This is a genomic window from Saccharothrix australiensis (genome assembly GCF_003634935.1).
Taxonomy (GTDB): Bacteria; Actinomycetota; Actinomycetes; order Mycobacteriales; family Pseudonocardiaceae; genus Actinosynnema; species Actinosynnema australiense.
In genome coordinates this window covers 7,028,631-7,042,662 of sequence record NZ_RBXO01000001.1, presented here as the reverse complement: position 1 = coordinate 7,042,662, position 14,032 = coordinate 7,028,631, and the positions used below count along the sequence as shown (strand labels likewise).

Sequence of the window (14,032 nt, the reverse complement as noted above, 5' to 3'; positions counted from 1 at the left end):
GGACATTCGCTCCGGATCGCATTCCTCCAGTGACTTGGCCCTGTGCCGTATGGACGGGGTCGGGGCTGGAAGGCACCCGCTCGCCGTGTGACCGAGAAACGTCTGTGCCGGTGGACTCCGCATTCGTGCGCGTTGTCGCGACGTCGAGGTCCTCCGGAAGGCAGGCGAACTGCCTGTCCGCATTCCGTCGGACGGCAGGTCCGCTGGGTCGCGTAGGAGGCGCGGTCCGGTCAGGAAGGACATGTGTGAGCAACACCGATGTGCTGAGCAGCCAAGCTCCTGCTGCTCCCAACGCCGCTGCCAGTTCCGGAGCTGAGGAGAACGCTCTGACCACCCCTTCGAACGGCAGCGCCCCGCCGCGCAAGCGCGCCGGCCTCTCCGGCATGGTCCTCGCCGAACTCCGCGAACTCGCGGGTCAGCTCGGCATCACCGGCACCGCGGGGCTCCGCAAGGGCGACCTCATCGCGGCCATCAAGGAGCGGCAGGGCGGCACCTCCGGTCGGGGCAGTGCCGCGACGCCGCCGAAGGCCGAGAAGAAGGCCGCCGAGAAGCCGGCGGCCGGGAAGCCCGCCGCCGAGGCGCCCGCCGCCGCACCCGCGCCCGCCGCCGAGAAGCCCGTCGACAAGCCGACGCAGCAGCAGCTCGACGTGGCCGACCGGCCCGCGGGCACCGAGGAGGAGGGCGGACGACGGGGCAGCCGCCGCCGCCGTTCCGCGAACCGCCCCGCGGGCAGCCCCGAAGGGGGTCAGGCGCCCGCCGAGGCGCCCGCCGCGCCGCAGGCCGACCGCGCCGAGCGCGCGGACCGCCCGCAGCAGGACCGGTCGCAGCAGGACCGCCAGGACCGGCCGCAGCAGGACCGGTCCGACCGCCAGGACCGCGGCGACCAGCGCGAGCAGCGCCAGGACCGGGGCGAGCGCGGTGACCGCGGTGACCGCGGCAGCCGCCGTGACCGCGACCGCGATCGGGACCGCGACGGCGGCCGGGGTGACCGCGACCAGAACCGCAACCGCCAGAACGCCCAGGACGACCAGGACGACGAGGAGGGCGGCCGCAGGGGCAGGCGCTTCCGCGACCGCCGCCGTCGTGGCGGCCGGGGCGACGGCGCGGGCGGCGGCCCCGACACCGAGGTGCGCGAGGACGACGTCCTGCTGCCCGTCGCGGGCATCCTCGACGTGCTGGAGAACTACGCGTTCGTCCGCACGTCCGGCTACCTGGCCGGCCCGAACGACGTCTACGTGTCGCTGTCGCTGGTCCGCAAGTACGGCCTGCGCCGCGGCGACGCGATCATCGGCGCCGTCCGCCAGCCGCGCGAGGGCGAGCAGCAGCGGCAGAAGTTCAACCCGCTGGTCCGCGTCGACAAGATCAACGGCCTGGACCCGGAGGAGTCGAAGAACCGCCCCGACTTCACCAAGCTGACCCCGCTGTACCCGAACGAGCGCCTGCGCTTGGAGACGGAACCGCACATCCTGACGACGCGCGTCATCGACCTGGTGATGCCGATCGGCAAGGGGCAGCGCGCGCTGATCGTCTCGCCGCCGAAGGCGGGCAAGACGTCCGTCCTCCAGTCGATCGCGAACGCGATCACGGTGAACAACCCGGAGTGCCACCTGATGGTGGTCCTGGTGGACGAGCGCCCGGAAGAGGTCACCGACATGCAGCGGTCGGTGAAGGGCGAGGTCATCGCCTCCACCTTCGACCGGCCGCCGTCGGACCACACCACGATCTCGGAGCTGGCCATCGAGCGGGCCAAGCGCCTGGTCGAGATGGGCCACGACGTGGTCGTGCTGCTCGACTCGATCACCCGGCTGGGCCGCGCGTACAACCTGGCCGCACCGGCCAGCGGCCGCATCCTCTCCGGTGGTGTCGACTCGACGGCCCTGTACCCGCCCAAGCGCTTCCTCGGCGCGGCGCGGAACATCGAGAACGGCGGCAGCCTGACCGTCATCGCGACGGCGCTGGTGGAGACCGGCTCGGCGGGCGACAGCGTGATCTTCGAGGAGTTCAAGGGCACCGGCAACGCGGAGCTGAAGCTCGACCGGAAGATCGCGGACAAGCGCACCTTCCCGGCGGTGGACGTCGACTCGTCCAGCACCCGCAAGGAAGACCTGCTCCTGTCCCCGGACGAGCTGGCGGTCATGCACAAGCTCCGCAGGGTCCTGCACGCGCTCGACAGCCAGCAGGCGATCGACCTGCTGCTGGACCGCCTCCGCAAGAGCCGGACCAACATCGAGTTCCTGATGCAGGTGGCCAAGACCACCCCCGGCGCGGACAACGACTGACCAAGCCGAACCAACACCCGGAAGGCCCGCCCGACACCCAGTCGGGCGGGCCTTCCGCGCAACGGCTCCGGCACCCACCCCTGCCGCCCGCAAGGGCACACCACGGTCGGGCTGCGTGTCATCCCCGTACGGCCTGCCCGCAGGGCAACCACGCTTGTCAGGCCAGGTCAAGCACGCCCTTCGCTTGACCTGGCCTGACAAGCGTGGTGGTCTTTGACAGGCCGTACGGGGATGACACGCAGCCAAAGCTTTCACGCGCAGCGTGAAAGCTTGCAAAGCTTCGAAGAAGCTTTGCCCTCATCCTTGGTGGCCTGCCCAGCGGCGAGCGCCCTTCTTTAAGCTTTGACCCGCTAAAACCGAAGAACTTCCGTGCTGATCTCAGCCGAAAGAAGGCGCTCGCCGCTGGGCAGACCTCCGGGGAGGAAAAGCTTTGAAGGCGTCGTGTTCTCCCCGCATGGCCTGTCAAAAGACCACCACGCTTGTCGTGGCAGGTCAAGCGGAAAGCGTGCTTGACCTGCCACGACAAGCGTGGTTGCCCTGCGGGCAGGCCATACGGGGAGAACACGAGACCAGGAGTCTGTGCTGCGCGGTGCGGTGGGTTCAGGTCTGCGCGGGTGTGTTCGGTCGTCGTCCGGGTTCGGGTCAGCAGTAGTTGTTGCCGAGTGGGTTCATGCCCTGGTCGGTGGATTCGGGCATCCGGCGGCGTTCTGCCACCCAGTGCGACAGCAGGGCGATCAGCGAAGGCACGCCGATCGCGACGACGGCCGCCACGGGCAGGCGCAGGCCGTCCACCGCTATCCCGGTCACCAGCCAGGCGGCGGTGTAGCCCCACCTCAGCCAGACGCGTTGCCAGGGGCGGCGCCAGCTCACCACGCCGCTCGTGCCCACGCCCACCGCCGCTGCCGCCCCGAACAGCGGGCTGGAGAGGGTCAGGTCGTCCGGCACGCCGACGAGCAGGCCGGCGAGGCCGGTCAGGCCGAGGACGGCGCTGCCGAACACGAAGGGCACGGCGAGCCACCTGGTCAACTGAAGGGGGCGTCCGGAGGCGCACAACACGGGGACATTTTCGCGCTCCGTGACGAGAATGGGACGCTTTGGGTAGTCCAACGGTTACGTCGTGCGCCGGATGGTCGACTTCGGACGACAAGCGGTAGTGACGTCGGCCACGGGAACACCACGGGCCCGGAATGTGTTGACGTAGGCGATGACGGCGTCTGGCAGACTGTCAGGTCGAGTCCGGCTCCGGTTCACCTCAGGCACACCGAGGACCCGGCGGCCACCGAAGAGAGGGACAAGACGTTGAAGACCGGCATTCACCCCCAGTACGTGACGACCGAGGTCACCTGCGGCTGTGGGAACACCTTCACCACGCGCAGCACCAAGACCTCCGGCTCCATCCACGTCGAGGTCTGCTCGAACTGCCACCCGTTCTACACCGGCAAGCAGAAGATCCTCGACACCGGTGGCCGGGTCGCGCGCTTCGAGGCCCGCTACGGCAAGCGCAAGGGCAAGTAGCCGAACCGACGGCGTCCACCCGGACCTCTCCGGGTGGGCGCCGTTGTCGTCTCACCAGCACTTCTTCGAGACCGGAGCGCCAACGTGACCCTGGAAGCACTGCTCGCCGAGCACGCCGAGCTGGAGGCCAAGCTCGCCGACCCCTCGGTGCACGCCGACCAGGCAGGCGCGCGGAAGCTCGGCAAGCGCTACGCCGAGCTGAGCCCTATCGTCCGCACCGCCCGCGAGCTGGCCCAGGCGCGCAGCGACCTGGAGGCGGCGCGGGAGCTGGCCGCCGAGGACGCGGGGTTCGCCGCCGAGGTGGACGAGCTGACCGAGCGCATCCCCAAGATCGAGGAGCGGCTGACGGAGCTGCTGCTCCCGCGCGACCCGCACGACTCGGCGGACGTGGTCCTGGAGATCAAGTCCGGTGAGGGCGGCGAGGAGTCCGCGCTGTTCGCGGGCGACCTGCTGCGCATGTACCTCCGGTACGCGGAGCGGCGGGGCTGGAAGGCGGAGGTGCTCGACGGCACCGATTCGGACCTGGGCGGGTTCAAGGACGTCACGGTCGCCATCAAGGCCCGGACGGACTCGCCGGACGGCGTGTGGTCGCGGCTGAAGTACGAGGGCGGCGTGCACCGCGTGCAGCGGGTGCCGGTGACGGAGAGCCAGGGCCGGATCCACACCAGCGCGGCCGGCGTCCTGGTGTTCCCGGAGACCGAGGACGTCGAGATCGAGATCGACGAGAACGACCTGCGGGTCGACGTGTTCCGCTCGTCCGGCAAGGGCGGTCAGAGCGTCAACACGACGGACTCCGCGGTCCGCATCACGCACCTGCCGACCGGCATCGTGGTGTCCTGCCAGAACGAGCGCAGCCAGCTCCAGAACAAGGCCCGCGCGATGCAGGTCCTCCGGTCCCGGCTCCAGGTGCTGGCGGAGGAGAAGGCGCAGCAGGAGGCGTCCGACGCCCGGCGCACCCAGATCCGCACCGTGGACCGGTCCGAACGGGTGAGGACCTACAACTTCCCGGAATCACGCATCTCCGATCACCGTGTCGGGTACAAAGCCCATAACCTGGATCAAGTCCTGGACGGCGACCTGGACGCGGTGCTGGACGCGCTCGCGGCGGCCGACCGGGCGGAACGGCTTGCCGGCGGGTGATCGACGGGGAGGGCGCGCGATGGCGGAAATCCTGGTGAACCCGCAGTGCGCCCCGCTCGACCGGACGCTCGACATCCGGGTGGTCGGCCTGGAGCCGGACACCGAGGCCGCGGTCCGCGCCACCACGGGCGACCGGTCCGCGCGGGCGGTCTTCCGCTCGGACGAGCGGGGCGTGGTCGACCTGACCAGGCACGCGCCGCTGCGCGGCGACTACTCCCGCGTCGACCCGATGGGCCTGTTCTGGTCCATGACGCCGACGGGCGAGGAGCCGGGACCGACCCTGGTCGAGGTGGACGGCGTCGGCAAGGTCGAGCTGACCCGCCTGCACGTCCCGGAGGGCGTCCGGCGGACCGAGGTGGCGGACCTGTCGGCCGTCCTGTTCGAACCCGTCGACGCCACCCGTCCGGGTGTCATCGTGCTGGGTGGCTCGGAGGGCGGGCGACCCGAGCTGGACGCGGCGCTCCTCGCGGGTCACGGCTTCACCACCCTCGCCCTGGCCTACTTCGGCGCCGCCGGCGTGCCGGACGACCTGGTGGACGTGCCCCTGGAGCACGTGGGCCGTGCGGTCGAGTTCCTCAAGGGGCGGGCGGGCGCGGTCGGCCTGCTGGGCTCCGGCCGGGGCGGCGAGCTGGCGCTGCTCGCCGGCGCCACGTTCCCCGACGTGACGGCCGTGGTCAGCGTCGCGGGCAGCGGTGTCGTCACCCAGTGCTCCGGTCCGGGCAAGCGGCTGCTGGAGCGGCTGGCGCTGGAGGCCGCGTCGTGGACGTTCCAGCGCCGCCCGCTGCCGTACCTGCCGTACTCCGTGCCCGACGAGCTGCGGCGCGCGGTGGTCGAGGGCGGGCCGGTGCCGCTGCGCCTGGCGTACGACCTCTCCGACGGCATCCCGGAGGCCGCCGAGATCCCGGTCGAGCGAATCTCCGGCGGTGTGTTGCTGCTCTCACCGGGGCGTGACGACGCCTGGCCGAGCGCCGAGCTGAGCGCGGTCGCGGAACGTCGGCTGACCGCGCACGACCACCCGTTCCGGCACGAGCACGTGGTGTACCCGGAGGCAGGGCACCTGATGGCCGGGCCGCCGCACCGCCCGACCGCGGACCTCGTGGCGCCCGGTCCCGGCGGCGGGCTCTCGACGGGCGGCACGCCGGAGGCCACGGCGGCGGCCAGGGTGGACGCGTGGCGTCGGGCCATCGAGTTCTTGTCCGACCAACCGGGCACCTAATGTGTCGCCCATGAGCGCACACTTTGACGTCGTGGTCCTCGGTGCTGGGCCAGGCGGGTACGTCGCCGCGATCCGCGCGGCCCAGCTGGGGCTGAAGACGGCGATCATCGAGGAGCGTTACTGGGGCGGGGTGTGCCTGAACGTGGGGTGCATCCCGTCGAAGGCGCTGCTGCGCAACGCCGAGCTGGCCCACCTGTTCACGCACGAGCAGAAGACCTACGGCATCGAGGTCGAGGGCACGGTGAAGTTCGACTACGGCGCCGCCTTCGCGCGCAGCCGGAAGGTCGCGGACGGGCGCGTCAAGGGCGTGCACTTCCTGATGAAGAAGAACGGCATCACCGAGTACAACGGTCGGGGGACCTTCGTCGACGCCAACACCATCCAGGTGGGTGACGAGACCGTCACGTTCGACCACGCCATCATCGCGGCCGGCGCGACCACCCGGCTCCTGCCCGGCACCAGCCTGTCCGAGCGCGTCGTCACCTACGAGGAGCAGATCCTCTCCTCCGACCTGCCGGGCAGCATCGTCATCGCCGGCGCGGGCGCGATCGGCGTCGAGTTCGCCTACGTGCTCCACAACTACGGCGTCAAGGTGACGATCGTGGAGTTCCTGGACCGCGTCGTGCCCCTGGAGGACGTGGAGGTGTCCACCGAGCTGGCCAAGCGCTACAAGCGCCTGGGTATCGAGGTGCGCACCGGCACGCGCGTGGAGTCCATCGACGACACAGGCGAGAAAGTCCGCGTCACCGTGTCGAAGGACGGCGCGCAGGAGGTGCTGGAGGCCGACAAGGTGTTGCAGGCCATCGGTTTCCAGCCGCGCGTGGAGGGCTACGGCCTGGAGAAGACCGGTGTCGCCCTGACCGAGCGCGGCGCGATCGCCGTCGACGGCCGGTGCCGGACGAGCGTGCCGCACATCTTCGCCATCGGCGACGTGACGGCGAAGCTGATGCTGGCGCACGCGGCGGAGTCGATGGGCATCATCGCGGCGGAGACCATCGCCGACGCCGAGACCCAGGAACTCGACTACGTGATGATCCCGCGCGCGACGTACTGCCAGCCGCAGATCGCCAGCTTCGGCTACACGGAGGCCCAGGCGCGCGAGAAGGGCTACGACGTCCAGGTCGCGAAGTTCCCGTTCACGGCGAACGGCAAGGCGCACGGCATCGGCGACTCGGGCGGCTTCGTCAAGCTGATCAGCGACGCCAAGTACGGCGAGCTGCTGGGCGGTCACCTGATCGGGCCGGACGTGACGGAACTCCTGCCGGAGCTGACGCTGGCGCAGCAGTGGGACCTGACCGTGCACGAGGTGGCGCGCAACGTCCACGCGCACCCGACCCTCGGCGAGGCGGTCAAGGAGGCCGTGCACGGCCTGGCCGGTCACATGATCAACTTCTAGCTCTAGGCTCACGCCATGACCCGACACCCGCTGCGGCCGGCCGTGCTGGAAGCCGAACGGCTGCTGGCCGCGGCGGGCGTCGCCAGCCCACGCGTGGACGCCGAACTGCTGGCGGCGCACGTCCTGGGCGTGGAGCGCTCCCGCCTGCCCCTGATCCCGCTGGTGGACCCGCCCGTGGTGGAGGCGCTGCACGGGCTGGTGCGCAAGCGGATGGCGCGCGTCCCGCTGCAACACCTCACCGGGTGGGCGCACCTGGGCGGCGTGGACCTGGACGTCGGTCCGGGCGTGTTCGTCCCGCGGCCGGAAACCGAGCTGCTGCTGGAGTGGGCGCTGTCCACAGTGGGCCCGGACCCGGTCGTGGTCGACCTGTGCACGGGTTCCGGCGCGCTGGCGCTGGCGGTGGCCCACCGACTGCCCGGCGCGGTGGTGCACGCGGTCGAACGCGACCCCGTCGCGCTGTCCTGGGCCAGGCGCAACGCCGACGCGCGCACGACGGCAGGCGACCGGCCGATCCACCTGCACGCGGGCGACGTCACGCACCCCGACGTGCTGTCCGACCTGGACGGAACGGTGGACCTGGTCCTGTGCAACCCGCCGTACGTGCCGGACGACACCCCGGTGCCGCCGGAGGTGGCCGACCACGACCCGCGGGCGGCCGTCTTCGGGGGTCCGGACGGCCTCGACGTGATCCGCCACGTGGTGACCCTGGCCGCCCGCCTGCTCAAGCCGGGCGGGCACGTGGGCATCGAGCACGACGACACGCACGCCGAGGCGGTGCCCGCCCTGCTGTCCGCACGCCGAGTCCTGACCGACGTGCAGGACCACGCGGACCTGGCCGGCCGCCCGCGCTACGCCACCGCCCGCCGAACCTGACCGCGCCCCTCCCACCGCGAGCAGCGCCGCACACCTCACCCGAGCGTGTCGCTTTTCGCCCTCCGCACCGCGCCGCACCGACCAAGGGCCAGGGTTCATCCTCGGTGGCCGGCCCGTCCGGCGAGGACGCTTTTCACGCTTTGACTCCGCGCCGAACCGCCGCCCAAGCCAGCCACTCTGCGCCCCGGCGCCCCGGCCACCCTGCGCCCCGGCCAACCCCGCCACGCGCCTCGACCCGCACGCAGCCACACCAAACCAGGCGTCCCCCGAAACCGAACGCCCCCGACACACACCCAACCACGCGGGTACGACACTCCCAGCCCGCCAACCTGAGAACCCCGCCCCGCATCGCCGCCCCACGCCCCGCCTCAAACCCCCGCCCCGCACCCCGCCCCAAACCCCCGTTCCACACCCAGCCCCACACCCCCGCGCCGGCCCCACACCAGCCCCGCACCCCCGATACCTGTGACCGCCGCCGTTCCCCGAACCCGACCTGTGCCAGGATTCGTCCCGTGAGCACGCTCTACGACTGCAGCGTCCAGTCCGATCGGACCGCCGGCCTGGCCGCCGCCGCCGGCGCGGTGCGGTCCGGCAGGCTGGTCGTGCTGCCCACCGACACCGTCTACGGCATCGGTTGCGACGCCTTCAACGCCAAAGCCGTCCGGTTCCTCCTGGAGGCCAAGGGGCGCGGCCCGGACATGCCGGTGCCCGTCCTGGTCGGCTCCTGGACCACGATCGACGGCCTCGTCCTCTCGGTGCCCCGCCAGGCCCGCGCCCTGATCGAGGCGTTCTGGCCGGGCGGCCTGTCGCTGGTCCTCCAGCACGCGCCGTCGATCGCCTGGGACCTCGGCCACACGCGCGGGACGGTGATGCTCCGGATGCCGCTCCACCCGGTGGCGCTGGAACTGCTCCGCGACGTCGGCCCGATGGCCGTGTCCAGCGCGAACAAGTCCGGCTTCCCCCCGGCGGGCACCGCGCAGGAGGCGTGGGACCAGCTCGGCGAGGAGGTGGGCGTCTACCTCGACGGCGGGCCGGCCCAGGAGAACGTCGCGTCCACGATCGTCGACCTGACGGGCCCCGACCCGCTCGTGCTGCGGGAGGGCGCGGTGCCCCTCGACGCCGTCCGCGAGGTGCTGGGCGACGAAGTCGAGGTCGCCTCCTAGTGGATCTTCGCGTGCGGAGTAGCGTGGTGCCCTCAGCGTCCACGACCCCGAGGGACTAGCACCAGTGGGCCCGTTGCCCGAGACCACGAACGTCCTCCCCGTCCGGGAGTACCTGCTCGTCGCGCTGACGGCCGCCGTCGTCACGTTCCTGCTGGTCGGCCTCGTCCGCGCGCTCGCGTTCCGGATCGGCGCGGTGGCCTACCCGCGCCAGCGGGACGTGCACGTCAAGCCCATGCCGCGGATGGGCGGGCTCGCCATGTACGGCGGCGTGCTCGGCGGCATGCTGCTCGCCCACCAGCTGCCGGTGCTGCGCGCCGCGTTCGACTTCTCCGGCGACCCGTGGGCGGTCATCGTCGGCGGCGGGGTGATCGTCCTGGTCGGCGTGCTGGACGACCGGTTCGAGCTGGATTCCCTGACGAAACTCGCCGGGCAGGTCACCTCGGCGGGCATCCTGGTCCTGTTCGGGCTCCAGTGGCTGCTGTTCTGGGTGCCGTGGGGCGACGTCCCGGACCGCGGCTCGCTGCTCGTGCTCGACCAGAACCAGGGCGCGCTGCTGACCGTGCTGCTGGCCGTCACGATGGTCAACGCGATGAACTTCGTCGACGGCCTGGACGGGCTCGCCGCCGGCATCGGGCTCATCGCCGCCGTCGCGACCTGCGCGTTCTCCATCGGCGTGCTGGCCAAGAACCAGGGCGACGTCGGCTCCTACCCGCCCGCGCTGATCGCGGCGACGCTGGCGGGCGCGTGCCTCGGCTTCCTGCCGCACAACTTCAACCCCGCCCGGATCTTCATGGGCGACTCGGGGTCGATGCTGATCGGCCTCATGCTGGCGGCGGCCGTCACGTCCGCCTCGGGCAAGCTCAACTACCCCGGCATCGACGGGTCCTACCAGGCCATCGCGACCACCGACCTGCTCGGCCTGCTCTCACCGCTGCTGGTGGTCGCGGCCGTGCTGTTCGTGCCGATGCTGGACCTGCTGATGGCCGTCGTGCGCCGCACCCGGCGCGGCGAGAGCCCGTTCTCCGCGGACAAGATGCACCTGCACCACCGGCTGCTGGAGATCGGCCACTCGCAGCGCCGCGCCGTGCTGCTGATCTACCTGTGGGCGGGCGTGCTGGCGTTCGGCACGGTGTCGCTGACCCTGTTCGACGCGGCCCTCGTCGGGTGGTGCCTGGCCCTCGGGCTGCTGCTGGCGCTGGTCGTCTCGGCGATACCGAAGCTCCGCGAAGTGCGGCGTTCCTGACCCCGACCGCAGGGTGCGATGCGAGGCCCTCTTACACTCGTTCCTGACCAGTGGGAAGGGGTGACATGAGCCAGGAGTGGACTCACGAGAAGGTCGTCCAGCGGCTCGCGGGCGAGATGTTCCGCGGCCTCATCTGGGCGGCGCTCGCCACCGTCGCCATCGGCGCGGTGGTCTGGACCGTGCTGGCCGGTGTCCCCGGCCTGGTCGCGGCGCTGATCGGCGGCGCGCTCGCCATCGCGTGCTCCCTGATCACGCTCTGGCTGATGCACCGCACGGCGGCCCTGCCGGTGCAGTTCATCATGATCGCCGCGTTCGGCGGCTTCCTCGGCAAGCTCGTCCTGCTCGTCGTGGTGATGGTGCTGCTCCAGAAGTTCCCCGTGCTGCACGTGAACGCGCTCGCGCTGACGATGGCCGCGACGATCGTCGTGGCGACCTTCATGGAGGTCCGCGCTTCCAAGCGCAGTCGCAGCCAAGTGATCATCCCCACGTCGAGCACCACCTGAACTACCGGCTGGTACGGTGCGCGCGGACGGGACTTCCCTGCTAGGTGCAGGTCCCGCTCGCGGGCGCGTGCGGTCCGTAAGGTACGTTTGTCCCGATCGTGACGATTCCCCCGGCGGAGTGAACGCCGGCCGGGAGAACCGGAAGGAACACAGTGACCACGTTGGTGCTGGCCTCGGGTGACGAGTTCGTCGCACCCGGTGTGAAGGACTTCTTCCCCCCGGCGATCTTCGGGTCGGTCGACAAGCCGATGGTCCTGCTGGTGCTGTCGATCATCATCATCGGGGCGTTCTTCCTCGCCGCGACCCGCAACCTCAAGCTGGTGCCGGGCAAGTTCCAGTTCGCCGCCGAGTCGGTCTACGACCTCGGCCGCAACTCCATCGCGCGCGAGCAGATCGGCGGCAAGGACTTCAAGCCGTTCGTGCCGCTCATCCTCACGGTCTTCACCTTCGTGCTGGTGAACAACCTGTACGGGCTCATCCCGTTCATCCAGTTCCCCACGATGGCCCACATCGGGTTCCCGCTCGCGGTCTCGGTGCTGGTCATCTATCCGGTCTACCACTTCGTGGGATTCAAGCGCCACGGTTTCGTCGGATACCTGAAGCACTCGACCATGCCGCCCGGCGCGCCGTGGTTCGTGCTCATCCTGCTGATCCCGATCGAGTTCTTCCAGAAGTTCCTGCTGAACCCGCTCACGCTCGCCATCCGAGTCTTCGCGGCGATGTTCGCAGGTCACCTCCTGCTGCTGGTGTTCACCCTGGCCGGTGAGTTCCTGCTGCTGAACGGCGGCGTCACGGTCGTGGTGGCGCCGATCGCCTTCCTCTTCGCCATCGCGCTGACGTTCCTCGAGGCGCTGATCATGGTCCTCCAGGCTTACATCTTCGCGCTGCTGTCCGCCAACTACATCGGCGCGGCGCTGGCGGAAGAGCACTGAGAAACAACAAGCCTCCGATCCGCGAGCGTTCGCGGACCGAGTTGGAAAGGGAACAGCACAAGTGAGCGCTATCGTTCTTGCTCAGGATGCCGTCAAGACCGTCAACAACGCGGGTCTCGCCGCCATCGGCTACGGCCTCGCGGCCATCGGCCCCGGCATCGGCGTGGGTCTGATCTTCTCCTCGGTCATCAACGGCACCGCCCGTCAGCCCGAGGCGCGCGGCGTGCTGCTGAGCCTCGCCTGGACGACGTTCGCCATCGTCGAGGTCCTGGCCCTGCTGGGCTTCGTCGTGTACTTCCTCGCGAGCAACGCCTGATCGTCCTTTTCGCGCATTAGGAGTCGTGATGAAGACCCTCATCCTGGCGGCGGAGGGAGAGGCCATCAACCCGGTCCTCCCGCACCCGTCCGAGATCATCATCGGCCTGATCGCGTTCCTGCTGCTCTTCTTCGTCATCAAGAAGTTCGTGTCGCCACGCTTCGAGACGTTGTACGCGGAACGCGCCGCCAAGATCGAGGGCGGCATCGAGAAGGCCGAGCAGGCGCAGGCGGAAGCCCAGCGGATGCTGGAGCAGTACAAGGCGCAGCTCGCCGAGGCCCGCGCCGAGGCGGCCCGCATCCGGGACGACGCCCGCATCGAAGGCGAGCAGATCATCAGCGAGCTGCGCGCCAAGGCGCAGGAGGAGTCCGCGCGGATCGTCGCGCAGGGCCAGACGCAGCTGGAGACCCAGCGCGCGCAGATCGTCGCCGAGCTGCGCGGCGAGCTGGGCCGCCTCGCCATCGACCTGGCCGACCGGGTCGTGGGCGAGTCGCTGGAGGACGAGGTGCGCCGCCGGGGCACCATCGACCGGTTCCTCGCGGAACTCGACGACACCGCGGCTCCGGCCGGCAAGTGAGGGAACGCCGATGACGCTGCACGCCGCCAGCCGCGACGCGCTGGCCGCCGCCGAACTGCGGCTGCTGGAGGTCCTGGACGGCACCGCCGGGACCGACCACGCGGCCGCGGGCAAGCTCGGCGAGGAGTTGTTCGCGGTGGTCGGCCTGCTGAGCAGGCAGTCCTCGCTGCGCCGGGCACTGGCCGACGCCTCGACCGAGCCCGTGAGCCGTGAGCAGCTGCTGCGCGGCCTGCTCGACGGCAAGGTCTCCGGTGACGCCCTGGAGGTGCTCACCACGGTCGTCGCCGCGCGCTGGTCCAGCCCGCGCGAGCTGGTCGACGGCGTCGAGTCGCTGGCCCGCACCACGCTCCTGGTGCGGGCCGAGCGGGACGGCAAGCTCGACACCGTCGAGGACGAGCTGTTCCGCCTCGGCCGGATCATCGCCGGCAACTACGAGCTGGAGCTTGCGCTGACCGACCCCGCGGCCGACGCCGACGGCAAGGTCTCGCTCGTGGACGGCCTCATCGCGGGCAAGGTCGACGACACGACCAAGGTCCTGGTGCACCAGCTGGTGCGGGAGCCCCGCGGCCAGGGCGTCGTCGCCGGGCTGGCCGACCTCGCGTCGCTCGCGGCCAAGCGCCGGGAGCGCTCCGTCGCCTACGTCCGATCCGCCGTCGAGCTGGACGCGGCGCAGCAGGACCGTCTCGAAGCCACGCTGACCCGGATCTACTCCAGGCCGATCGCGCTGCACGTGGAGGTCGACCCCACGCTGCGCGGCGGCTTGCAGATCAAGATCGGCGACGAGGTCATCGACGGCAGCGTGGCCGGTCGGCTGGCGGCACTGCGCCGCGACCTCGCCGGCTGACCGGACCGGAACCGCGGCCCACAAGCCCCTTTCCT

Annotated in this window: 14 protein-coding genes; 13 read left to right on the top strand and 1 reads right to left on the bottom strand. The window is 70.8% G+C overall.

All coding sequences use genetic code 11. From position 1 onward, the window contains the following. Positions 1–245 precede the first annotated feature (245 nt). Positions 246–2,279 carry a transcription termination factor Rho gene (gene rho / locus C8E97_RS29940; protein WP_121008886.1) on the top strand — a complete coding sequence of 678 codons (2,034 nt, stop codon included), beginning with the start codon at positions 246–248 and terminating at the stop codon, positions 2,277–2,279. A 642-nt stretch (positions 2,280–2,921) separates the two neighbouring features. On the opposite strand, the gene C8E97_RS29935 is transcribed toward rho, so the two are convergent. Then, complete coding sequence (locus C8E97_RS29935) at positions 2,922–3,287, bottom strand: hypothetical protein (protein ID WP_246019265.1); 366 nt, start codon at positions 3,285–3,287, stop codon at positions 2,922–2,924. A gap of 291 nt (positions 3,288–3,578) precedes the next feature. Here C8E97_RS29935 and rpmE point away from each other — a divergent pair, with 291 nt between their 5' ends. The 12 genes from rpmE to C8E97_RS29875 all read left to right on the top strand — a co-directional run bounded on the left by rpmE (position 3,579) and on the right by C8E97_RS29875 (position 13,997). After that, the gene (gene rpmE / locus C8E97_RS29930; RefSeq protein ID WP_121008882.1) at positions 3,579–3,794 is read left to right on the top strand and encodes a 50S ribosomal protein L31; all 216 of its coding nucleotides are present in this window, start codon (positions 3,579–3,581) and stop codon (positions 3,792–3,794) included. An 84-nt stretch (positions 3,795–3,878) separates the two neighbouring features. Further along, positions 3,879–4,934: a peptide chain release factor 1 gene (prfA, locus tag C8E97_RS29925; RefSeq protein WP_170212030.1), complete on the top strand. Its 1,056-nt coding sequence runs from the start codon at positions 3,879–3,881 to the stop codon at positions 4,932–4,934. 19 nt (positions 4,935–4,953) lie between these two features. Then, positions 4,954–6,150 (top strand): acyl-CoA thioesterase/bile acid-CoA:amino acid N-acyltransferase family protein, encoded by a 1,197-nt coding sequence (locus C8E97_RS29920; protein WP_121008878.1) that lies wholly within the window; start codon positions 4,954–4,956, stop codon positions 6,148–6,150. Positions 6,151–6,160: 10 nt separating this feature from the next. Then, on the top strand, positions 6,161–7,546 hold the full coding sequence (lpdA, locus tag C8E97_RS29915) for a dihydrolipoyl dehydrogenase (protein WP_121012720.1): 1,386 nt from the start codon (positions 6,161–6,163) through the stop codon (positions 7,544–7,546). A gap of 15 nt (positions 7,547–7,561) precedes the next feature. After that, complete coding sequence (prmC, locus tag C8E97_RS29910; protein WP_121008877.1) at positions 7,562–8,419, top strand: peptide chain release factor N(5)-glutamine methyltransferase; 858 nt, start codon at positions 7,562–7,564, stop codon at positions 8,417–8,419. A 512-nt stretch (positions 8,420–8,931) separates the two neighbouring features. Next, on the top strand, positions 8,932–9,582 hold the full coding sequence (locus C8E97_RS29905) for an L-threonylcarbamoyladenylate synthase (RefSeq protein ID WP_121008875.1): 651 nt from the start codon (positions 8,932–8,934) through the stop codon (positions 9,580–9,582). A 64-nt stretch (positions 9,583–9,646) separates the two neighbouring features. Next, positions 9,647–10,825: a glycosyltransferase family 4 protein gene (locus C8E97_RS29900; protein WP_121008873.1), complete on the top strand. Its 1,179-nt coding sequence runs from the start codon at positions 9,647–9,649 to the stop codon at positions 10,823–10,825. A 65-nt stretch (positions 10,826–10,890) separates the two neighbouring features. Then, positions 10,891–11,328, top strand: a complete 438-nt coding sequence (locus C8E97_RS29895) for a Cg1360 family ATP-synthase-associated protein (protein ID WP_121008871.1) — start codon at positions 10,891–10,893, stop codon at positions 11,326–11,328. 152 nt (positions 11,329–11,480) lie between these two features. Further along, positions 11,481–12,260, top strand: a complete 780-nt coding sequence (atpB, locus tag C8E97_RS29890; protein ID WP_121008869.1) for a F0F1 ATP synthase subunit A — start codon at positions 11,481–11,483, stop codon at positions 12,258–12,260. A 61-nt stretch (positions 12,261–12,321) separates the two neighbouring features. Continuing rightward, positions 12,322–12,576, top strand: a complete 255-nt coding sequence (locus C8E97_RS29885; RefSeq protein ID WP_015104697.1) for an ATP synthase subunit c family protein — start codon at positions 12,322–12,324, stop codon at positions 12,574–12,576. A gap of 28 nt (positions 12,577–12,604) precedes the next feature. Then, the gene (locus tag C8E97_RS29880; protein WP_121008867.1) at positions 12,605–13,153 is read left to right on the top strand and encodes a F0F1 ATP synthase subunit B; all 549 of its coding nucleotides are present in this window, start codon (positions 12,605–12,607) and stop codon (positions 13,151–13,153) included. A gap of 10 nt (positions 13,154–13,163) precedes the next feature. Next, complete coding sequence (locus C8E97_RS29875) at positions 13,164–13,997, top strand: F0F1 ATP synthase subunit delta (RefSeq protein ID WP_121008865.1); 834 nt, start codon at positions 13,164–13,166, stop codon at positions 13,995–13,997. Positions 13,998–14,032 lie beyond the last annotated feature (35 nt).